Raw genomic sequence first — 24007 nt, 5'->3', positions numbered from 1 at the left:
CTCCGGCACAACCAACCCAACCAATACACAACCCATATCCCATAAAAGGATCGCGGTCCCTCTGACCTGCGATTCCATTCGGTCGAGGTGTGGAAGGGACAACGGCGCCCCTTTCGCACCTCGTTCGAGGTCGCTCTCTTCCACTCTGGAACATCAACGACAATCAACCCACCATCAATTCAAAGGAGAAACCATGTCCATTCGCGACACCGTCACCGGAGTCCAGCACGTCGGCATCCCCACCACCGACCTCGAAGGCACCATCGCCTATTACGAGCGCCTCGGCTTCGAATGCCTCGGCATCTATCCCAACGGCGAGGACCGCTGCACGTTCCTGCGTCTGAACAATCTGACGCTAGAAGTGTGGACCATGGACCCGACCCCGATGGAGAACGGCGCGATCAACCACTTCGCCCTCGACTCCACCGACATCGAAGCCTCGTTCGCCGAAGCCCAGAAGCTCGGACTTGACTTCGTGGAAGGCTCCATCCAGCACATCGACACGTTCTGGGAGCACGGCATCCGATACTTCAACGTCCTGGGCCCGAACCACGAGGTCATCGAGTTCTGCCAGATCATGTGACAGGCCTACGACGGCGACGGCTCCGGGACCTGCACCGCCCCAGAGCTGTCGTCCGAAGCCGCATCCATACCATCACCGCATGCGAATGCCGCATCGCCGCGCGTATTCGCCCATATCAATCGAAATACAGCTTCACGTCCATACACAACTAAGGGATACATAACTAGGGGATACACAATCATGGACAACACCTCATCCAAGAAAGTGGCGTGGGTGGAAAGCCCCGACGGATACCTCGACCGTACGCCAGTACTGCAGTTCGCGATGACTTCGGTGCTGTTCGCCTTCTGGGCGATCGCCTCGAGCCTCAACGACGTGCTCATCACCCAGTTCAAGGCCGTCTTCGAGCTGTCCGACATGCAGACCGCGTTCGTGCAGAGCGCGTTCTACGCCGGTTACTTCATCATCGCCATCCCCGCATCGCTGTTCATCAAGAAGACCAGCTACAAGATCGGCATCATGACCGGCCTCGCGTTCTTCGCGCTCGGCTGCTTCATCTTCTTCCCCGCCTCGCGCCTCGTGACCTACGAGGTCTTCCTGTTCGCCATCTTCGTGGAGGCCATCGGTCTGAGCTTCCTGGAGACCTCGGCCGACACCTACGCCACCTTGCTCGGCCCGAAGCGTCTGAGCACACTTCGCCTGAACGTGGCGCAGACCATGAACGCGCTCGGTCTGCTCACCGGCATCCTGCTCGGCAAGTATCTGGTGTTCCAGGACTCCAACCTGCACACCGAGATGGAGAAGCTGCGCAAGACCGATCCGCAGGCCGCCATCGACCTCGCTTCGGAACAGCTTGGGCGCACCCTGCAGCCGTACATGGTCGTCATGGCCATCATGCTGCTGTTCATAGTGCTGTTCGCGATCGTGAAGTTCCCCAAGTGCCGTCCGCAGACCAAGTCCGGCGATGTGGCCAAGGCCACGTTGGGCGAGACCATGACGTACCTCGCCCATAATGGACGCTTCTGGCAGGGCATCCTGGTGCAGTTCATCTACATCGGCGCCCAGACCGGCATCTGGTCGTTCACGATCCGTCTCGCGCTCAACGTATCCGAGAAGGCGGGCGCGCCGATCACCGACCGTGACGCCGCGAACTACATGATCGTCAGCTACATCATCTTCTTCGTTGGTCGTATCTCCGCCAGCTATCTGCTGTCCAAGTTCCGCGAGACCCGCGTGCTCGCAGTCTATATGATCGCAGGCTTCGTGGTGCTCGTGGGCACGGCGTTCGTCCCCGGCATGGCGTCAGTCTGGCTCGCGGTGATTGTGAGCCTGCTGCTGGGCCCGGGCTGGCCGACGATCTACTCGCGTACGCTCAAGACCGTCGAGGACCGTCGTCACACCGAGACCGCCGGCGCCATCATCGTGATGGCATTGGTCGGCGGCGCGATCCTGCCGATGGCTCAGGGCGCGCTCTCCGATGCGACCACCATGCAGTTCTCGTTCATCCTGCCGGCCATCGAGCTGCTGATCGTGGGCCTGTACTTCGTTTCCGAATTCAAGCGCGACAAGTACACCCCGGCACAGCTCAAGGAGATGACCGAAAAGGGCGAGATCGCCAACTGACCATCATCTGCTGACAGTCATCTGCTGACAGTTCCGGTTCCCTGATTCGACAAATGGGTTCCCACTGCCCGGCCGCGCTATCCTAGCCCCGCTATCCTAGCCCCACTGTTCAAGCCCCGCCTTGGCGGGGCTTTTCTTATGGCGAGAACCTTTGGCGCAACGACAGCATGGCAGCAGCATGGCAGCAGTCCAGCACCAATGCAGCTCAACGGAAGAGTTGCGAAAACGTTGGCGTGTCAACAACTAAAGCGGTTTAGAATAATCCGTGTTCCATACGAGTATCCCCAAGACAAAGAAGTTGGATCATATGACAGATATCGCAGTACCGAAGTCGGTGCAGGACTTCATGCGTCACATCACCGACCTGTGCGGCAGCGAACATGCCGATTGGGCGGAGAACTTCAACGCCTGCTTCGCCAACACCCTGACCACCACGGTCAAGCGCCACGAGGACGGCACCACGTTCCTGCTGACCGGCGACATCCCCGCCATGTGGCTGCGCGATTCCACCGCGCAGGTCCGCCCCTATCTCGTCATCGCCAAGGACGACCCGGAGCTGGCCGACATGATCTGCGGATTGGTGCGACAGCAGTTCCGCTACATCAACATCGACCCGTATGCGAACGCCTTCAATGAGGAACCCAACGGGCACACATGGGACCCCAACGACCAGTCGAACTTCTCCAGCCCCTGGCTGTGGGAGCGCAAGTACGAGGTGGATTCCCTGTGCTATCCGATCCAGCTCGCATGGCTGCTGTACGCCAACACCGGACGAACCGACCAGTTCGACCAGGAGTTCGTGGACGGCGTCGCCAAAATCCTAGACGTGTTCGAAACCGAACAGGACCATACACGCTCTCCGTACTTCTTCATCCGCGACACGGACATCCCCACCGAATCCTTGGACAACGACGGCCGAGGCACCCCGGTGGCCGTCACCGGCATGACCTGGTCCGGCTTCCGTCCGAGCGACGACGCCTGCACCTACCATTATCTGGTGCCGTCGAACATGTTTGTGGTCGTGGTGATGGATTACCTGGAGCGCATCTTCGGCGGCGACATCCTCGACGACCCGCAGGTCGTCTCGCGCGCCCATGCGCTGCGCGTCGCGGTGCACGACGGTATCGAAGCCTACGGCAAAACCAGGAATCGCAACGGCGAGACGATCTACGCCTTCGAGACCGACGGACTCGGACACTACAACATCATGGGCGACAGCAACGTGCCCGACCTCATGGCCGCGCCGTATCTGGGATATTGCGAGCCGGACGACCCGACCTACCTAGCCACCCGCCGCACGCTGCTGAGCGACGAGAACCCCTACTACTACGAGGGCACGTACCTCAAAGGCATCGGCTCCCCTCACACGCCGCCGAGATACGTGTGGCCGATCGCGCTGGCGGTCGAGGCGATGACCAGCGGAGACAAGGAGTACGAGGCCCATATCCTCGACCGTCTCGTGGCCACCGATGCCGGCACGCATCTGATGCATGAAGGCATCGATGTGGATGACCCGACGAAGTACACGCGCGAGTGGTTCAGCTGGTCGAATATGATGTTCTGCGAGCTGGTCATGGACTATTTCGACATCCGCGTCAAGCGGTGATCAACGACGATTCGGATTCTTGATCAGAGATAACAGGAAACAAGGAAAGGCAAAGCAAATGACCACCAATCCACGTTATGTGCTCGGTACCGAAGCCAACCGCATCTTCATGGCTTCGGAGTCCTATGAGCTGCTGAAGTTCGGCAAGGGCTTCCCCGCGCCGAACGGCGGTTCCGGCTGGCTGAACGCCGACGGCTCGCTCGACCCCGCACAGGGCGTGCAGACCTGGATCACCTGCCGCATGGCGCACGTGTATTCCATTGGATCTCTGCTTGGCTACCCGGGCGCGGACAAGCTCGTGGACGCCGCATTGAAGGGTCTGACCGGCATTCTGCATGATGACGTCAACGGCGGCTGGTATCCGCAGGTCAACGAGGACGGTTCCCCCGCCGCAGACAAGATCTGCTACACGCACGCCTTCGTGATGCTCGCCGCATCCTCCGCGCTGCTCGCGGGACGTCCGGGAGCCAAGGAGCTGCTCGACGAGGCGCTGGCCACGTTCGACAAGCGCTTCTGGGACGACGAGACCGGCCTGGCAGTGGACACCTGGAACACCGAGTTCACCGAGCTCGACCCGTACCGCGGCCTCAACGCCAACATGCACACCACCGAGGCGTTCCTCGCCGTGGCGGATGCCACCGGCGACAACAAGTACCGCGTGCGCGCCGGCCGCATCATCGACCATGTGATCGGATGGGCCAAGGCCAACGAATGGCGCATCCCCGAGCACTTCAAGTCGGACTGGTCCGTCGACCTGGAGTTCAACGACGACAAGAAGGATGACCAGTTCAAGCCGTATGGCGCCACCCCCGGTCATGGCATCGAATGGGCTCGCCTGATCTCCCAGTGGGCGTTGAGCTCCTTCGCCAACCTGGAGGGCGCGCAGCCGTACATCGAGGCCGCCGAACAGCTGTTCGCGCGCGCCGTGGCAGACGGCTGGAACGCGGACGGCACCGTGGGCCTCGCCTACACGACCGACTGGAGCGGCAAGCCCGTGGTGACCGACCGCATGCACTGGACGCTTGCCGAGGGCCTCAACACCACCGCGACCCTGTACGCCGCGACCGGCAAGGAGGAGTACTCCGACTGGTATGCCACGTTCGCACAGTACGTCGATGAGCATCTCATCGACCACGAGGGCGGCTCCTGGTTCCACCAGCTCGACAAGGACAACAAGGTCATCGGCACCGTCTGGCCCGGCAAGTCCGACCTCTACCATGCCTTCCAGTCCACGCTGATCCCGTTCCTCGACCCGGCGGTCTCCATCGCCACCGCCGTCAAGAACGCCGCCTGATACGTTCGCGACCTATGGTGAAGCCCCTGTCCCGATTGCCCGGGACAGGGGCTTCACCATTTCGATTGGCCGGGCTCGCGGCCAACTTCGCGACCAGACTCGTGACCAGCCTCGACCGGAGTGTCAGTTGAGTGTCAGTTGATAGTGCGGGAGGTACTGTCGCGGACAACCAAACTGGGTGTCAGGATCTTGCGGTTGCCGGAGACCTTCTCCCCCGCGAATATCTTCAGCAGCAGTTTCGCGATCTTCGAGCCGTATTCGCTCGCGTCACGATGCACGGAAGTGATCGATGGATATGCGGCCTCGCATACGAAGCTGTCCTCGAAGCTGACGATCGCGGGCAGGTTGAACGGGTATCGGGGACCTGTCAGCTCACCGACACCCTGCACGGTGCGTTCGTAATTGTCCAGCACATACCATTCGGTGATGGAATGCAGACTCTCGGCGGCCAAGGTCTCGCTTTCGTAGATGAACGCGGTGGGAGGCTGCGGCGATTGCAGCAGGTTCAATGTCATTTCGGACGCCACGCTGGAATCGAAGTAGGTGTAGTCGATATGGATGTCATCAAGACCGTACTTGTTCGCGAATTGCCGGAACGCCGCCTCACGTCCGCGCGAATAGTCCAGTGAGGGGTCGCCGGAGAGGTACGCGATGCGACGATGCCCCATCTTCCGCAGATGCTCGAGGATGGTGTCCATGGTTTTCGAATCGTCGATGGACAGCGAAGGCACCAGATTGTCAGGATCCGGACCGCCGGCCAGCACTGCAGGCAGGCCCAATGCGTTCATCAGCTTCGGCCGCTGGTCATCGACGCGCAGATCGACCAGGATGACACCGTCCACTCGTTTGCGGGAGGCCCAATCCCGGTACACCGCAAGCTCCTCCTTGGCGGATGAGCATGGCCGATAGAGCAGGCCGTAGCCCTTGAGACTCAGCGAAGCCTGCACGCCGGCCATGAAGTGCAGCATGAAGGCTTCCTCGTTGAGCCCCTGCTTGAAACGCGCCGGAGCGAACCCCACGGTCATGGTCTTCGAGGAACCCAGCGCCTGCGCGGCGTATACCGGCTGCCATCCCAACTTCGCAGCGGCCTCTTTGACTCGTTTCTTGGTCTCCGCCGACACCCCTGGCCGATCGTTGATGGCGAAGGACACCGCCGTCGGCGAAATGCCAAGGGCATCGGCGATATCCTTGAGACTCACGCGCGATGAACCGGAGGATAACTGAGATGCCGGCTGCGGCACATGCTCTTGGACGGACTTCATAACTCCCCCGTTCGCTCCGACGTCGATGAGGTCATGGGTCTATGACCTGCACCCGCAACATAGCGGAAGACCAATCATATCTCCAGCAACAATAACTATAAATTGTACCGTATTGCTAAAGCGTTTTAGTATCGCATTCCAATTATTATATGCCCGACGCCTGCGCGCTGTGGCGTATGTGTGTCTCGTATGGAGACACACATACGCAGGAACGACTGACAGGCCCCACATCCGGCAAGGGAACCGGAGGACGCCTAGCATCCCGCTAGAGGGAGACCGCCCTTCGATTTCCTGTCAGACACAGGGCCTGTCAGTCACCGCGAATCACATGCGCTTGCGCACCATGACGACGGCACCGGCAATGACGAGCAGAACCACGGCACCGGCTGCGACGACAGCCACGGAGGCACCGGTATTGACCAGTTTGTCCTTGGATGTGTCAGACGTCTCGGGCTTCTTGCCTGTATCGGTCTCGTCGCTAGGCTTGTCCGGCTTGTCGTCCGTGGCTGGCACCTCCTTGAACTCGACCGTCACACCCTCGCCGATCTCGGCATCGCCGAGTTTGGCCTTGATCGTGTACTTGCCGGCCTTGGCGGACACCACGTTCAGCGTCGAGGCACCGGAGGCGTCAGTTGCGATCGAGGTGTTGCCTTCGGCTGTGGTAACCCCGTCCGGCAGCACGAAAGCGACATCCGTGCCGGTCAACGGGTTGCCGAAGGAGTCCTTGACGGCGGCGGTCACGGTACGCGTGGCCTTGCCATCCGCGGCAGCCTCGCCGTCTACGGCGGTCAGGGTGGACTTTGCGGCATCCGGCTGGGTCGGATCGGCGACGGTGCAACCCTTCGCAATCTCATCGGCCGTCGGGATCTTCACCGGCTCGGTCTTGTTGCCGCTGTAGTCCTCGACCTGCACCCACAGCTCATGGCCGGTCGCAATGCTCTGGGTGTAGGACGCCGGCTTGGTACGGCCTCGGATGATGCCGGTGATCGGCGGGGTCTGCTGTGAATAGGTGTAGGTTGCACCCAGTTCCCTGCTCTGCGCATCGCCGTTCTCGTCGGTCCACTTCTCGGTCATGTACAGGTAACGCCAATCCTGGGTTTGCGGGCGAACCAGCGTCACGCTATCGCCATCCCACGTCACCGAGCATGCCGGGTAGGGCTCGATCGTCGCATCGGCAAAGCTCCCAGTTGCGGTAGCGGCCGCACCACCGGCGTTGTCGACGGTCAGCACATAACGGGAACCATCCACAGGGGCGTTGTCAATGGTCACGTCCGTCTTGTCAGCCGAGATCTTCACCGTTTGGGAGTACGGCTGCGCGGCATAGCGCCACGAACCGGTGTCGGATGCGAGGGTGACGGTCTTCTCGCCAGACACCTGCGGGTTCGTCCAAGAGACCTTGACCTTGCCGTCCTTGCCGGGTTCGACTATCACACCGGACACGGATGCCGCCTCGTTCAGCGGCGCTTCGGCGGCGAGCGAGCGGGAGCCGTCCGCTCCCACGGCGTACAACCTGAGGGTGCCGGTCTTGGCGGGCAGGTGCTTGACGTATAGGGTGTCGTCGTAGCGGCCGCCGAGGAACGTGTCGTCGAGGTAGAGCAGGTAGTTCTTTGTGGTCGAGTAGTCGTCGATATCCCACTTGACGGTAAGCTCGTCGGAATCGGCGTAGGCGCGTTCGACGGCGAAGCCAGTCGGAGTCGCCGGGGTATGCGCCGCCCCATCGCTCACAGTGAGTTTGCCGATGTTCACCTGATAGTTGTCGATGGGGTTTGCACCAGCCTTGACGATCAGACCGAGCGTTGCGATCTTCTTGCCCGCATACTGGGACAGGTCTGCGGTCACGGTCTTCCATCCGTCGGTCTTAGCACCGTCGGCGACATCGACCGGCACGACGGCATTGGTGTCGTCGGCGAAGATCAGCGCGAGCTGCAGCTTAGAGTCATCGGATGAGAGCTTGTTGTACGTCAGATCGATCTTGGTGCCGCCGGTGACGTCCAAGTCGGTCTTGTACAGACGCATCGTGTTGTCGCTGGACAGCTTGCCACTCAGGACGAGCGAATCGCCGCCTTCATAGGCTCCGACCTTGGCATACGTGAAGCGCGGGGCCGCCACGTAGTCGGTACCGTAGTCGAAGTCGGCCTCGAGCGGGTCGGACTTGGCATCGATCCACCACTGCCAGGTCGGCAGGATGTCCTGAAGGTTGATATTGCCCCACTGCTGGTCGCTGGTCTGCTTGCCGCCGTCGCGCCATTCGAGGCCGTGGCCAGTGTTGAATGACGTGGAGAAGACGGTTCCGCCGATGACCGAGCGTTCGGCGATCTGCGAGGCGAAGCCCTTCCATCCGTCGTCGCTCGTGCCGTCGTCAATGTATGGGTCGGCGATGTCGGTGGTATCGGCCTCACCGGTGGATGAACCGGTCCACAGACGGCGTTCGCGGTCGAATACCTGGTTCTGGTACTTGGGATAGACCTTCTTGTCATCACCCAGCTCATGGGAGACGAAGTCGGCGCCAAGTGCGGCGATGCTCACGTACGGCTTGCCGTCGGCGTCCAGATTGACGTTCATATAGTTGGCGTTCGAGGAAATGTTGTCGAATTTCTCTTTTCCTGCCTCGATGCCCGCGAACACCGACGTCTTCGGATCGATGCCGAGGCTGCTGGCATGGTCCGCCGAATCCTTGAGCATATTGCCGCTGAACCAGTAGTTCAGGAAGATGGAATCAGAGACCTTGCCCTTGGCTGCATCCTGCACCCACGGCGAGTTGGCATCGTTGAACATATTCTGGTAGCTCACATAGCCGTCCGGATAGACTGCGGAGTCATACCACTGGATATAGATGCCCTGATCGACGATCTGCTTCATGAAGTCCTGGAACGCCGGGACATCCGCGGCATCAACGTTGGATTCCTGATTGACGAAGTAGCCGTCGAATCCGTAGTATTTGGCGATCTCCACCAGCTTGTCGGCCACAGGGTAGGTGCCGTCGTCGCGTTTGCCCTGCAGCAGGTCCCGGTATGTCTGCTCGCCACGGTCGTTGCCGGAGAAGAATATTGTCGCGATGGACTTCGCGCCGTTCTTGTGGGCGGCGTTCGTGTATGCGGCGTTCGGCAGATTCAGCGTGCCGAACTCGAACCACTTCTGGGTCCAATCGGACTGGGCCTTCTCGTCATACAGACTCTTTGGTGTGTTCGCGGTCGGCTGGCCGTGCCACGTGCCGTAGTAGTCGGTGTACTGCCAGTAGTTGAACAGGTACTGCGAGAACACGTTGTTGTCATGGAAGGATTCGAAGAATGCGTTGCCGTAATCGCCGGCAAGGTTGAACATCTCCGTGTCGGCGGGCAGGTTCGGATCCTTCTGCGTCGCGGCATTGGCGGCGATGCGGGTCTGCAACGGCACACGGGAACGCAGATACTCTGAATCCTTGTCCGCTGCCGGGTTCCAGTTCAGAATTTCCAGACCGGTGTAACCATGCTGATACGGCTGGTTGGCTCCTGCCGCCTGCTCGGGATGGCTGGTATCGGCATACTGGCCGCCCCATGGCATCGTGTCGGTGGCACTCGCCGGAGCCGCCAATGCCGCCAGCGTCGCCATCGACAGCACTGCAGCCAAACCGCTCCGCAGCCATTTCCTGTGTTGGTTCCGGGCGGAGATACGCCCGGCTGGATCGCCTGATGACAATCTCATCTATAATCTCCTTCGTTGTTTCCTTCTATCGGGTGACAACCCGCAGCCTTGCAGGTTGCGCGGATGACGGGCCGATGGCTCGTCATCGGGGGTGTGACGCGGTTCCAGCGCATCACACCCCACATTTTCCGTAGTGCCTTTTGGCCTACTCCAGTGTCACGGTGGCTGAATCGCCCATACCCGCTTCCAACGAACAGGTCACGCGTACCTGGCCATCGCCGGCGTCCCGCAGACGTTCGGAGGGGACGTGGAACGTGATGTCGCGGCGTTCGCCCGCCTCCATCGACACGTATGTCGAGTCGACGAGCATCGCCAAACGTGGGATGCGCCGGCCGCCACTGACGTGCGCGAACAGGTTCACTGCACCGGAAGCGGCACAGGCTCCGGCCGTCGCCGTACCCCGCACGACCAACTCACCTAGATGGGATTGCGCATCCATATGCATATCGTCAAACGCCACTCCTGCCATCGTCCCTGTTCCGAACCCGAAGCTGCGCAGCACAGGCTCGGCTGCGTCCTTGTAGACGTGAGCAGCGCTCTGCCGGTCGTTATACCGCACCGGAATGGCCGCGGGATAGGCTGGCAGCGTCACCGGAAGACGCCCGGGAAGGCCGGCTCCATCGACAAGCACGTCAGCCACTGCCTGCGGACCATACTGGCCGGCGTATCCGGCCCAAATCGTCACTGCGGAGCGCTCCATCACATGGGTCAGCACATGGGCTCTGCCGCAGACCGCCACGGACACGACCGGGGCTGCGGTCAATGCCGTCACTTCGTCCAGCACATCATCCTGACGCCAGGGCAGACGGATATCGGACAGGTCCACGCCTTCACCACAGGTGGCGCCATATTCGGCAACCGCCTTAGCGGCACCGTTGTCGTCGAATTCGCTATCGTAGCTGCGTTCGCTGGTGCTGCCGCAGACGAACACCACGGCCGCCGCCCGCGCCCATTCCGAAGCCGGCACGTCGTTCGTTTTGGCGGCCAGAAGGACCCGATTCTCCCCGAGACGCGCAGCCAGCTGCCGGTATACGCTCGATTGTTCATCGACGGGCAGCGGTGCGGTGTAATCACCCAGGAAACATCCGAAATCGTCAGCGAACGGGCCTGCGACAATCACCGGACCTGCCTGGGCATCGGCCATCAGGGCGCGGATATCCTCAAGCGATGCAGTGGATGAGGGATCATCCAGCAATGTCATCGCCTCGCGAGCCATGCGTTTCGCCTGTTCACGCCCCTGCTGCGTGGCCTGAGCTATGGCGTTGGCGTCCGGCACGGCGATCGAGGCGGCATCGGCACCGTCTTCAGGCAGAAGACCGAACATGTCTTTGAGCTCCAGCACGCGGCGCAATGCCGTGTCGACGGCATCCGACACCTGTTCGTCATCCGCGTATTCCTCAAGGTGGGTGAACCCCTCATCCCATAGGGATACGTCGACGCCGGCGAGCAGCGCGGCGCGCCCTGCGGCGGGAATGGAGCCGGCCATGTCTTCGAGACGGTCCACGGCCAGGCCATCGGCCATCACGATGCCGTCGAATCCGAGTTGGGTCCGCAGATAATCCTTGAGCAACCATGGATTGGCGCAGCATGGCATCGAATCGATATCGTTGTAGGCAGCCATGAAGCCCAGGGCACCGGCGCGCACACCCGCGGCGACTGGCGGCAGATGGATTTCGTGAAGGTCATGAGGGCCCAATACTGCGGATTGCCCGTTGCGGCCGCCAACGGCCTCGCCTTGCGCGGCCAGATGCTTGAGCACCACGGCTACTCCCCCATGGCCCACCTTGGAGCGGCGTTCACCCTGCATGCCCAGCACAATGGCCTCGCACATGCGTTCAGCCATCAGCGGATCCTCGCCGAAGCATTCCTCGCAGCGACCCCATCGCGGATCTCGGGCGATGTCAAGTCCGGAGACCAGCGCGATGTGCACGCCGCTGGCGGCCAGTTCAGCCGCGACCGCCGATTCGGCCTGCCGCACGCCCTCGGGATCGAATGTGGCGCCAAGACCGAGATTCGTCGGCAGTACGGTGCCGCCAAGCGCCTGATGGCCATGCGGCGCCTCTTCGCTCAACAGCACGCCTACGCCATGCGCACCGCGTTCGAGCACGGTGTTCTGAATAAGCGCGACCGCTTCGCCGCGCTCCTCAGGGCGAATGCCGTTGCCCCAATGCTGGCCCGACCACGGGTCGGCGCGCATCAGTCCGTACAGCACTCCAAGACCGCCCCAGCGGTCGATTTCACGTTTGAGCTCATCGGTGGCCACAAGCCTGCCGGACGCGTCCCGGCGCACGGTCTTCCAACCGAGCAGACGCTGGTTGAGCTGTCCGACCTTCTCACGGAAACTCATCGATGCGATCAACCGGTCAATGGACGCTCGACCGTGCCGTCCGTCCACAGCGGCCATGCCGACCTTGCTGGCAGTCATATCTTCCCTTTTCTCTCCATAGTGGCAATCGACCATTCGCTACCTGCAGCATGCGACCGCACGAACACATACACGATCCATCACACTCAAGAACGGTCAGAATATACGAAACCGGCTGTGGAACACCACAGATTCCACAGCCGGCAATCTATCAGTCGACCGATTCGAACGCCGGATCGGAGACCGCAGAATAGAACCGCGCCTTGTACGGCGTCTGGTCACGATACAGTTCGTCAATGCCGCGGCTTTCGAGTTCCTTGGCATCGGCCGCGACTGTGGAGGTGACGATGGTCGGGCGTTTGCCTGCCACCTCCAGCTTCATCCACATGTCGCAGATGGAACCTCCAGGCCCCAAGGTACTGCGGTCGATGGGATTGCCCTGCTCGTCCACGTCCACCACCACGGCGACGGACTTGGATTGCGCCGGCTTGGCATCGCGGTACTGCTTGGCGATGTCGCCGAATTCACGGCCGATAGGCTTGAGCTTGCCGTGCTCGTCGAACAGACCGAGCGAGTATTCGAGCTGCGGGAAGTCCGCCATGTCGGACGGTACGTCGTGCGAGCACCACCATGTGACGCCCCACAGGTTCGAGCAGTCGAGCGCCTTTTCAACGGTGCGTCGGCAGAACTCGGGCGTATCTTCGGTGGCAAGCACGTTTTCGGGCGCGCCCACCTCCTGCAGCCAGACCGGACGGTCGGCAGGACCGAACGCCTTGGCCAGTTCGGCAAGATAGAGCGCATAGGAATAGCACTCCTCGCTCCTGGCTCCATAGCCTTGGGCGATGCCGTTGAACACCCACGAGTGGATAGTGGTCAGATCGCCTTTGGTGGCGGACTGCACCGGAGTGAACGGGTGACCGTCGATGAACCAGACACCGTCATTGACACTGTACAAGGCCAGGTCATCGCCACGCTTGGCGGCCGGCAGCAGCTCGTCGAGCCATTCGCCGATCTGATCGGGTGTGGCGGTCATCTTGGTCGGGTGCGGACGATCGGACAGCTGGTTGACCTCGTTGCCGAGGGTCAAGCCCTTGAACGCCGGTTCCTTGGCCAACGCATCCGCCATGATGGAGATCAGTTCACGTTCCGAAGCCACGGCCTCGGGATCGGTGAACATGTTGCCCTTATGCCATGTCACCAGCCATGAGGGGAGGAAGTCGAAGCTGGAGAGATGGCCTTGGAAAACGTCGACGTAGGCGTCCAGACCATGCTCGCCGGCGATGTGCACCATACGGCACACATCCTCGACGCCCTTCATATTGATCCATGTACGGTTGGGCTGGAGGTACGGCCAGACCGGGAAGATGCGGACATGATCCATGCCCAGATCGCTGATCTGCTTCAGGTCATTGTCGATGCTTTCCCAGTCCGGGTTGAGCCACGAATGGAACCAGCCATGCGAGGGCGTGTAATCAACGCCGAATTTCATGAGAGTATCCTTTCGTGTCAGCCCTTGAGACCGCCCTGTTCCAGTCCGCGGAAGAAGTAACGCTGGAAGCACAGGAAGAAGACGATGATCGGGATGAGGGAGACCAGTGCGCCTGCGGCGATGAGTCGCGGATCCTGGATGAACATGCCCTTGAGCCTGTTCATGCCGAGGGTCAGGGTGTATTTGCTCTCATCGGAGATCGCGATCAACGGCCAGAGGAAGTCGTTCCATGCACCGACGAAGGAGAAGATGCCCACGACGGTCATCGTGCCCTTGACCTGCGGCACACAGATGTGGAAGAATCGCTGCCATAGGCTTGCGCCGTCGACCATGGCCGCCTCCTCAAGTTCCATCGGGATGGATTTGAAGGCGTTGGTCATCAGCAGGATGTTGATGGCGCCGCACAAGCCAGGCAAGGCCACGGCCAGCAACGTGTTCTGCAGATTGATGGCGCGGATGATGAGGAACTGGGAGATCATGACACCTTCGATCGGGATGATCATGGTGCCCATGAACAAGGCGAACACGAACCCGCGGCCACGCCACTTGAGACGTCCGAGTGCATATCCTGCCATCGTGGAGAAGATGATGTTTCCCGCGATGGAGATGATGCACACCACCAGGGTGTTCAGCATGTAATGGAACACCGGCACCTGACGGAAGACGTTGACGTAGTTTTCGATTGTCGGGGTCTTGGGAATCAGGTAGGGAGGCACTGCATAGACGTTGTCCCCCTTGCCCTTGAACGACAGGGACAGCTCCCATACGAACGGTCCGACCAGCATCAGGAAGACCAGCAGCAGAATCACATACTGCACGACCTTGCCCACAGTGACCTTGCTATGATGCCCTTGCATCAGTCCTCACCCCTCTTCTGCACGATCTGCTGGATGATGAGCATGGTGCCCACGATCACCAGCACGACGATGGAGATGGCGCTTGCGTAGCCCGTTCGCGCCTGGATGCCGGTGCCTTCGCGCTTGATGAGCATGGACATGGTCATGTCCATACCGCCGGGGCCTGCAGAACCATTGGTCAACACATAGATTTCGTTGAAGACTCGGAAGGCCGCGATGGTGGAGAGCATCATGATGAGCATCATGGTGGAGCGCACACCCGGCATCGTCACGTAGAGGAACTGGCGAACCGGACCTGCGCCGTCAAGGGATGCTGCCTCATAAAGCGATTCGTCGATGTTGGCCAGTGCGGTCAGGTAGATGACCATGTAGTAGCCGAGGCCGAGCCAGATGGTCACGAACATCGAGCTGAAGAGCACGCCCCAGCGGTCGGTAAGGAATGGAATCGGCTTCGAGATGATCTTCATGGCCTTGAGCATGGAGTTGACCAGACCGGCGGAATCCAGCAGGTTGGTCCAGATCATGCCCACCACCACGGCGGACATCACCACAGGCATGTAGAACGAAGTGCGGAAGAATCCCATGATCCTTGAGTTTCCGCGGACCAGATAGGCCAGGATCAGAGGCAGGATGACCATGAACGGCACCACGCAGATCACATAGAGCGTGGAGTTGAGCAGTGCGGTCAGGAAGTACTCGTCATGGAAGAGCTTGATGAAGTTATCGAATCCGACGAACTTACCCGGACGAAGCAGGGTGGAGTTGGTGAAGGCAAGCCTGAAGGTGTTGAGTGCCGCAAGGACGATGAACACGAACACGATCACGAATGCAGGCAAGACGAACAGGTAGGGGGCAATGATGGTGCCGAAGCTGCGATCCTGCTTCTTGTGATGGGTGCGGTTCATCGGTTCAGGCCGGTCGGAGGCCTTGATGGCCTCCGACCTGTCAGCGGCGAATGCCGCATTGCTCATTGTGCCAGCTTCTCGTTGGCGAACTCGACGGACTTGTCAAGGGCTTCCTTCGGGGTCTGCTTGCCCTGCATGGCGAGCGCGATCTGCTGCTGGAAGTTCTTGTAGCCGTTGTTGTCGGTGAACTCGGCAGGACGGGAGCCGTAGCCGTTCTTGACCTGGTCGAGCGTGATCTTCAGAGCCTTGCCCTCGAGGGTGGACTCGTCGATGTTGGAGAAGTACTCGTCCTCGAGGCCACCCTTGGCGGACGGGAAGACGGAGGCCTGCTTGTCGAAGGCGACCTGGTTCTCGGCGTTAGTCACGAAGCGGGCGAAGTCGATGGCGACGTCGGGGTGCTTGGACTGGGCGCTGATGCCGAGCATCTCGTAGGCGAGGGATGCGGAGCGGCCGTCATCGGAGATACGCGGGCCGACGGCAAGGTGGTCGTACAGGTCCGGGGCGTTCTGCTTGAAGCCTGCTGCGGAGTAGGCGGAACCTGCCATGGCGACGAGGTTGCCACGCTGGAACAGGTCTGCGGCCTGGCTCCAGGAGGAATCCAGCGCCTCCGGCGGGATGCCGCCGGCCTTGTACAGGTCGACGAAGCGGGTCAGCTGCTTGACACCGGCCTCATCGTTGAAGGTGTACTTGCTGTGGTCGGAGTTCATGAAGGACTTGACGCCTGCGGTCAGGAGGTCCTCGGCGTTGTAGCCCATCGTGATACCCAGGTAGATGCCCTTGTCCTTGCAGTTCTTCACGATGGCGTCACCGGCGGCGAAGTACTCGTCCCAGGTGGTGGGGATGTTGTTCGGGTCGAGGCCGCATTCGGACATCAGCTCGGTGTTCCAGTAGGTCGGACCATCGTTGACGTACCACGGAAGACCGTAGGCGCCCTTCTCGATGCCGTTGCCCTGCATGGTGACGGCTTCCCAAGCGCCTTCGTAGTAATCATCCTGCGCGTCCGGGGCTTCCTTGGAGACATCGAGCAGGGCGCCGGCCTTGGCCAGACCGTACAGGATGGAGTTGCCGCCGTCGACGATGTCCGGCAGCTGGCCGGAGGCGGCCTGGCTGGAGAGCTTGTCCTCATAGCCATCGGACGGGGCATCGAGCCACTTGATGGTGACGTCCGGGTGATCCTTCTCGTATGCCTTGATCAGCTCTTCGAAGTACGGGGTGTACTTGTCGTTCTTCAGATTCCAGGTCTGGAAGGAGATCTCCTTCTTACCGCCGTTATCGCTGGAATTGGTGTTGCCGCAAGCGGCCACGGAGACGAGCATCGCGCCTGCACCGAGGATGGCGACGGTCTTCTTCATGGAAAACATGGTGTTTCCTTCTTTCTGTTCCTTAAGAACCCCTCATCCGTCCATGGATGAAGATCCTGTGTTGTGCACCGCTGAATGCCTGTCGACATCCCGAGGATTGCAACTGTTTTAGTTCTCATCGCTGAGACTAAACCGATTTAGTTTCCAGCCCTTCAAGAACCTGTTAACTAAATCGCTTTAGTTAATAAAATAACAACACCGCTGTAACATTGCAAACCCGCAACGCATGCGCGTGTCGCGCACAATGATGGGGCCGCACCCTTACACAAACGCACCCAAGCACAGACAAATGGGGCCCGCCATCGCATATCGCGACAGCGGGCCCCATCATCCCCACGCCCATCAGCGGGAGTTCATGCCCCTACATGACTGCATCCGACTTCATGTCATCGGCGGATACGCAGCGTGGCGAGCTGGAACGGCTGCAACGCCAGCTTCGCACCGTCAACCGGGCACGGGTCATCCGATGCGAACGCGCGCGGCAGATCAGATGGAAGATCGGCGTCCTCCATCACGCTCACCTCCATGACTTCAGCACCGGAAAGCTCATCGGCTACTTGCAGGGAAGCCGTGGCATTGCCGCCCGCAGCCTCATAGAGACGTACAATCACGTCACCGGAACCATCATCGGCGGGTTTGATCCAATCCAGCACGATGGCACCCTGCCGGTCGGCCAGACGGACCAGCGGCGCGAACGCCGGCAGTTCATCCAATACCGGAGCGTTGATCCGGTTCGCCTCGGCAAGCACGGTCTCCATGCCGGCATCGGCGACCACACTCCAAGCGAACGAATGCTCGCCCTGATCCGTGCGGGGGTCCGGATACAGCGGCGCGGAGAGCAACGACAGACGCACCATCGTGCCACGGCCGGCACCATGCGCCGCATCCCCATGAATCGGGCTCACATCGGAGCCGTAGGTGGATGCGTTCACCACGGCTGCGGCGTACCCGGCATCGGCGATACGGACGAACCGGTGCGTGCAGCTCTCGAACTTGGCGTCATCCGAGCGCGTGTTCTTGTTGATCGGGCGTTCGACCATGCCGTACTGGCATTCATACTGGGCGTTAACGGCCTGGACCGTGACCGGGATATCAACCTTGAGGAACTGCTCCTGCGTATGCCAATCCACGTCCGCGGCGAAATCAAGCGTCGCAGAACCGGGACGCAGGGTGATGCTGGTGCGGATCTCGACGTTGTCGGCATGCGTGACGACATGCACCACGGCGCTGCCGTCTTTGGCGACCTCCACGCGCTCCATTTCGGCGTCGGTCAGACCATCGGCGGTCAGGAACGCATCACGCTGGATGTCCCAGGCATCCCAATGGAACGGTTCGTCCTTGAGCAGCTCATAGCGGCCAAGGCGGGTCCCGGACGGCACGAGCTCGCGTTCGCGCGCCTTGTCAATCAGCGACGAGACGGTACCATCGGCCTCCACACGCACGCGCAGCCGTCCATTGTCGAGCACCGTAGCACCCTCTTCGGCCATGACAGTCACCTGAGCGCCGTCTGCGGATCCGTTCGACGCCTCTGCCGCCGGACGCACGGCCCAGGCTTCGCATGCCTGACGTGCGTATGGGGTGATCACCGCATGCTCGACGCTGGCATCGTCCGGCTCCACGACGGCGATGGCGCGCCCGGCTTCATTGGCGATCTGGCGCAATCGCGCGATATCGTGCGCATATTCGGCACGTGTCTGGCGATGCACCCAGGCGATGGCGGAACCGGGAAGAATGTCATGGAACTGGTTCAGCAGCAGCGTCTTCCAGATGCGATCCATTTCTTCACGGGGGTAGGCGTAATCCGGGTTCTTGAGAGCCGCGGCAGTGCACAGATATTCCGTCACACGCAGCATGGACTCCTCTTCGCGGCAGCCGCGTTTCATGTCCTGCTGGGCGGTCAGGGTGCCGCGATGCAGTTCCAGATACAGTTCACCCTTGAATACCGGGGTCTCGCCACGGGCATCGTCGACGATGTCCTTGCGCACACGGTCGAACAAGCGGTCGGGGGTGCCGAACTCGATCTTCGGCGCCCCGGCAAGGTCATGGTCGCGGCGAATGCGTGCGGTCATCTCGCGCGTGGGACCGCCGCCGCCATCACCGAAACCGTACAGCAGAATGGCGTTGCGGGAGAGGTCCTTGTCGAGGAAATTGCGCTGGGAATACTGCAGTTCATGCATGCTCATGGAAGAGCAATAGGTGTCGGAAGGCGGGAAATGCGTGAGGATGCGTGTGCCGTCGATACCCTCCCACATGAAGGAGTGATGCGGGAACTTGGTGGTGTCGTTCCACGAGATCTTCTGCGTCAGGAACCAGTCGAAACCGGCACGACGGGCAATCTGCGGCCAGGAGCCGGTGTAGCCGAAGCTGTCAGGCAGCCAGATGCCGCGAGGATTCACGCCAAGGTGCTGCCGGAAATACCGCTTGCCGAATGTGATCTGACGAATCAACGATTCACCGGAAGGAATCATGTTGTCGGATTCGACCCACATGCCGCCCACCGGGATGAAACGTCCCTCTTTGACACGGTCCATCATGCGCCTGAACAGGTCGGGATGCTCGGCCTCCAGCCATTCATACTGCTGCGCGGAGCTCATCGAGTATGTGAAGTCCGGGTCCTCGTCCATCAGGGCGAGCACGTTAGAGACGGTGCGCGCCACCTTGCGGCGGGTCTCACGCACCGGCCACAGCCAGGCGGAATCGATGTGCGCGTGGCCGATGGCGATGTGGTTGATGGAGCTCGATGCCGCAGGTTCGGCGAGCACCCCGGCCAGCTCCTCACGGGCCGTACCGATGGTGCCGGCGATGTCACGCTCCTCGTAGGCGTTCAGCGAGCGCTGCAATGCCTTGGCGAGCTGCCAGTAGCGCGGATCGTCGTCTTTGAGCTCACGCATGAGCGAGGAGACGGTCTCCAGATCCATGTAGTAGGCGAATGCCTCCCTGTTGAAGGCGGCGACGTCCATGCGGCTCAGCGTGTAGGGGAATTCACGCTTGCCGGTGGCCTTCTCCCCCAGCTCGGTGGGCGAGAACGGCGTAGGGCCTTCCACAAACGGATTGGCGGCGGCTTCGATGTACACGGTGAAATTGCCGTCGGCATCAAGGTCGACCGTGCTGGCACCGTCCTCATAGACCAGAGGAATCCAATGATTCCTAGGATTCGCGGACTTGATGGCCGTGCCGTCTGCACGGTAGACCAGACCTTCGGACTGGAAGCCCGGGCCACGGTAATCAAGCCAGCCGAGATCGACCATGAGTTCGATCTTGCGTCCCTTGACGGCTTCACGGTCGATACGGCCGCTCACCTCGAACCAGGTGGTGCCCCAGGTGGTACCCCATACGCCGGGTATGGGGAAGGGCTGGAAATCGACTTCACCGGCACGTACCTGTGCGAGGAACTCGTCCGAGGGAACCGGCTCGCCGGGATTGTCGAACGAACGTACCGAACACGCCGACAGCGTGGTATGGATATGCGGCTTGAGACGCTGCTGCATCACGCGGTCGCAGCGCTCCAGCTGCTGATTGGGCAGAAGAAACATGAGGTATTGAGCTCCTTTGCTTGTGTGTGTTGTAGGGCTCTGTTAAACCCTCCCCTTGACTCCCTTTGTCAGCGAAGCTGACTTAGGGCAGCCCGTAAGCATATGTCAGAGTCGGTTCAACAGAGCCTTTTGATAGGAGGAGGAAACGATCAGCGACTGATGCGCAGCGTGGCCAGCTGGAACGGGCCCAACGCGAGCGTCGCGCCTTCGGCCTTGCCATCACCATTGTCCTTGAGCGCGGTCGGCAGGTCGGCGGCGATGTCATCGCCTTCCAGAACATTCACCTCGCGTACCGTGGCTCCCCGCAGCGCCGTGGAGACGCGCAGGGCAGCTTCGGCATGACCGCCGGCCGCCTCGTAGACGCGTACGACGAGGTCTCCGGAACCGTCATCCGCCAGCTTCACCCAGTCGATGACGGCCATGCCATCGATCACATCAAGACCGACCAGCGGTTCGATGGCGGGCGCATCGTGGATGATCGGGGCATTGAGCTCGAAAGCCGCATCCACGGTGCGTTCGGCGGTGGCGTCGGCCACCACTGACCAGTCATACTCGTGGGCGCCGAGATCGGTACGCGGATCGGGGAAGGTCGGCGCGGAGACCAGCGACAGCCGGAACATGGTGCCGGCCCCTATGCCGCGTCCGGCATCACCGGCGATCGGAGCCGCGTCGGAGCCGTATACCGAGCCGTTGATCACGGCGACGGCATATCCGGCCTCACGCAGGATGGCGAACCTGTTCGTGCTGCTCTCGAACTTGGCTTCGTCTGAGGCGCTGTTCTTGACGATCGGGCGCGTGACCAGACCGTACTGGCAGTCGTACACCGCGCGGTCGGCGCTGACGGCCAGCGGTACGTCGACCTTGAGGAAACGTTCCTTGGCATGCCAGTCGACCGAGGTATGGAAGTCGAGCTGCTTGGCTCCAGGACGCAGCGTGATCGTCGTGTCGATAACGGTATCGCCTTCGGTGACGTGTACGGTGACCACCGCCGCACCATGGTCGTTGGTCACATCGGCGATGGTGCCCTTCAGCCCCTCCGCCATGAGCAGGGATTCGCGTTCGATCTCCCAGGCATCCCAGACGGCAGGCTCGTCTTTCAGCAGTTCGTAACGGCCCAGACGCGTGCCTTCAGGCACCAGTTCTCGATTGCGCGTCTCATCGATCAGCGAGGAGATGGTGCCGTCCGGCTCGATGACTGCCGAGAGCACACCGTTTGCCATGTTGACACAGCCATCGTCGAGCCGTTCCACCAATACCGGCAAGGACTCGTCTTGCGACGCGACCGGACGAACCTGCCAGGATGCGCCATCCGCGCGATATTGGCTGATGCGCGCCTCCGGCAGCAGATCGGTTTCGGGATCGGCGGCCCGTAGCACGGCGCAAATCTGTTCGGCGATCTCACGCAGACGCTGAATGTCGCGGCGATAATCCTCACGGGCTTCGCGATGCACCCAGGCGATGGAGGAGCCGGGAAGCACATCGTGGAACTGGTTCAGCAGCAGCGTCTTCCAGATGCGATCCATCTCTTCGCGTGGATAGACATAGGACGAATCAGCCAAGGTCGCGGCGGCGCCAAGGTATTCGACGGTGCGCAGCAGCGACTCTTCGGTGCGGCAGCCGCGCTTCATGTCCTGTTGGGCGGTCAGCGTGCCGCGATGCAGTTCCAGATACAGTTCGCCCTTGTAGACGGGCATCTCCGGGCCGGCGTTCTCTTCGATCTGCTCGTGGGCCTTGTCGAAGAACTCGTTCGGGGTCTCGATGCTCACACGGGAGACGCCTTCAAGGTCCTCGTAGCGATGCAGATGCTCCATCATGTCGCGCGTGGGACCGCCGCCGCCATCACCGAAACCGAAGAGCAGGATCGAACGGTCGGCAAGGTCCTTGTCCTGGAAGTTCTTTTCGGCATAATCGAGCTCCTGCACCTTGCACCATGCGGCGTAGGTGTCCGCAGGCGGGAAGTGTGTGAAGATGCGCGAGCCGTCGATGCCCTCCCACATGAAGGAATGATGCGGGAACTTGGTGGTGTCGTTCCACGAGATCTTCTGCGTCAGGAACCACTCGTAGCCGGCACGACGGGCGATCTGCGGCCATGCCCCCGTGTAGCCGAAGCTGTCCGGCAGCCAGATGCCCTTGGGCTCCACACCAAGATGCTCCTTGAAGTAACGTCGCCCGTAGCTGATCTGACGGATCAGGGATTCGCCGGCGGGCAGCATGCCGTCGGCCTCCACCCACATGCCGCCCACCGGGATGAAACGACCTTCGGCGATGCGTCGCTTCATGCGCGCGAAGACATCCGGATGGTCCTCCTCGAGCCATGCGTACTGCTGTGCGGAGCTCATCGCGTATTTGAAGTCTGGATCGGCATCCATCAATGCCAGCGCGTTGGAGACGGTACGCGCCACCTTGCGGCGGGTCTCACGAACCGGCCACAGCCAGGCGGAATCGATGTGCGCGTGGCCAATGGCGCTCACGTTCATCGCCGAGGCGTTCGCATGCTTGGCAAGCACTCCGGCGAGCTGCTCGCGAGCCTGCTCGACCGAATCGAGATGCTGCTCGTCGAAGCTGTTGATGGAACGCTGCAGCGCCTTGGCCAGTTGCCAGTAGCGCGGGGATTGCTTGTCCGCGTATTCCATGAGCTGGGACACCACATCCAGATCGACGGAGTAATCCTCGAAACGCCGGTCGAATTCGGTCAGGTCGGCCGATTTGAACACGTATGGCTCATCCGGCTTGCCGGTGGCGTGATCACCCAACTCGGTCTCGATGAATGGCGGCACGCCGAGGAGCAGAGGATTGCATGCGGCCTCAAGATAGACGGTGAAACCACCATCCTCGGCAATGGGCACCTGCGCATTGCCTTGCTCATCCATGAACGGCACCCAGTGGTTGAGCGGGTGCACGGCCTTGATGGCGGTACCGTCCTCCCGGTAGACCAGTCCCTCGATATGACCGCCACAGGAGTGCGGGTACCAGCCGAGGTCAATCATGAGCTCCAGCGGACGGCCCGGCGTATGGCCCATGGGGACCTTTCCGCTCAGACGGAACCATACCGTTCCCCATGTGGTGCCCCATTCGCTGCCGAGTGTGAATGGCTTGAACGGGATCTCGCCACGATGCAGCTTGCCGAAGAACTCCTGAGTCGGTATCGGCTCGCCGGGGATATCGAACGCCTCCACGTCGAGATGGGCGATGACCGGGTGGATATGCGGGTTCACCCGTTGGCGCAACACTCGTTTGCACCGTTCAAGCTGCTGTTCTGGTTTCAGGAACATCTTGCCTCTTCCCTTGTCCTTGCCGCAAGGTGCGGTCACATCATCGTGCTGCCCTCCGGTGGTTGTGGCGGGCATGCGCTTCCGTCGCGCAAACTAAAGCGCTTTAGTAACATAGTTTGCCATGACGAGCCACAATGTCAAGCCATTCCCCCGACGCGTGTTGTGCACTATGGGGAATTCGCATAGCTCGTCCGGACAGCTGGTTGCCCACATCTTTCGGAAAACCAGTGATTTCG

13 protein-coding genes are annotated in these 24007 nt (G+C 61.0%); 4 read left to right on the top strand and 9 right to left on the bottom strand.

Annotated features, from left to right (window positions below; all coding sequences use genetic code 11):
* The first annotated feature begins 193 nt into the window (after positions 1-193).
* The 4 genes from BW09_RS04920 (at position 194) to BW09_RS04905 (ending at position 5046) form a co-directional block, all read left to right on the top strand.
* Positions 194-583, top strand: a complete 390-nt coding sequence (locus BW09_RS04920) for a VOC family protein (RefSeq protein ID WP_044088794.1) — start codon at positions 194-196, stop codon at positions 581-583.
* Positions 584-763: 180 nt separating this feature from the next.
* A complete protein-coding gene (gene fucP, locus BW09_RS04915; protein ID WP_140464768.1) occupies positions 764-2146 on the top strand; it encodes an L-fucose:H+ symporter permease in 1383 nt (460 codons plus the stop codon).
* A gap of 307 nt (positions 2147-2453) precedes the next feature.
* Positions 2454-3752: a glycoside hydrolase family 125 protein gene (locus tag BW09_RS04910; RefSeq protein ID WP_044088793.1), complete on the top strand. Its 1299-nt coding sequence runs from the start codon at positions 2454-2456 to the stop codon at positions 3750-3752.
* 58 nt (positions 3753-3810) lie between these two features.
* Positions 3811-5046 carry an AGE family epimerase/isomerase gene (locus tag BW09_RS04905; RefSeq protein WP_140462389.1) on the top strand — a complete coding sequence of 412 codons (1236 nt, stop codon included), beginning with the start codon at positions 3811-3813 and terminating at the stop codon, positions 5044-5046.
* A 134-nt stretch (positions 5047-5180) separates the two neighbouring features.
* Here the strand turns inward: BW09_RS04905 and BW09_RS04900 are convergent, their stop codons facing one another.
* The 9 genes from BW09_RS04900 to BW09_RS04860 all read right to left on the bottom strand — a co-directional run bounded on the left by BW09_RS04900 (position 5181) and on the right by BW09_RS04860 (position 23771).
* Complete coding sequence (locus tag BW09_RS04900; RefSeq protein WP_044088791.1) at positions 5181-6308, bottom strand: LacI family DNA-binding transcriptional regulator; 1128 nt, start codon at positions 6306-6308, stop codon at positions 5181-5183.
* Positions 6309-6632: 324 nt separating this feature from the next.
* Positions 6633-9896, bottom strand: a complete 3264-nt coding sequence (locus BW09_RS04895) for an Ig-like domain-containing protein (RefSeq protein WP_140464782.1) — start codon at positions 9894-9896, stop codon at positions 6633-6635.
* A 238-nt stretch (positions 9897-10134) separates the two neighbouring features.
* Positions 10135-12414: a glycoside hydrolase family 3 N-terminal domain-containing protein gene (locus BW09_RS04890; RefSeq protein WP_258184994.1), complete on the bottom strand. Its 2280-nt coding sequence runs from the start codon at positions 12412-12414 to the stop codon at positions 10135-10137.
* A 151-nt stretch (positions 12415-12565) separates the two neighbouring features.
* Positions 12566-13843: a glycosyl hydrolase gene (locus BW09_RS04885; protein ID WP_044088789.1), complete on the bottom strand. Its 1278-nt coding sequence runs from the start codon at positions 13841-13843 to the stop codon at positions 12566-12568.
* Positions 13844-13860: 17 nt separating this feature from the next.
* Complete coding sequence (locus tag BW09_RS04880; RefSeq protein ID WP_044088787.1) at positions 13861-14700, bottom strand: carbohydrate ABC transporter permease; 840 nt, start codon at positions 14698-14700, stop codon at positions 13861-13863.
* Positions 14700-15671, bottom strand: coding sequence for a carbohydrate ABC transporter permease (locus BW09_RS04875; protein WP_044088786.1), 972 nt, complete (start codon positions 15669-15671; stop codon positions 14700-14702). The genes BW09_RS04880 and BW09_RS04875 overlap by 1 nt, the downstream gene beginning before the upstream one ends.
* Positions 15668-16966 carry an ABC transporter substrate-binding protein gene (locus BW09_RS04870; protein WP_044088785.1) on the bottom strand — a complete coding sequence of 433 codons (1299 nt, stop codon included), beginning with the start codon at positions 16964-16966 and terminating at the stop codon, positions 15668-15670. Before BW09_RS04870 ends, BW09_RS04875 begins: the two co-directional genes overlap by 4 nt.
* 386 nt (positions 16967-17352) lie before the next feature.
* Positions 17353-20499 carry an alpha-mannosidase gene (locus tag BW09_RS04865; RefSeq protein WP_140462390.1) on the bottom strand — a complete coding sequence of 1049 codons (3147 nt, stop codon included), beginning with the start codon at positions 20497-20499 and terminating at the stop codon, positions 17353-17355.
* A gap of 149 nt (positions 20500-20648) precedes the next feature.
* On the bottom strand, positions 20649-23771 hold the full coding sequence (locus BW09_RS04860; protein WP_140462452.1) for an alpha-mannosidase: 3123 nt from the start codon (positions 23769-23771) through the stop codon (positions 20649-20651).
* Between the last annotated feature and the right edge of the window lie 236 nt (positions 23772-24007).

It is taken from the genome of Bifidobacterium sp. UTCIF-1 (assembly GCF_006408915.1).
Taxonomy (GTDB): domain Bacteria; phylum Actinomycetota; class Actinomycetes; order Actinomycetales; family Bifidobacteriaceae; genus Bifidobacterium; species Bifidobacterium reuteri.
Note: the sequence above shows the minus strand (reverse complement) of the source record. Positions and strands in the feature narration are given on the sequence as shown.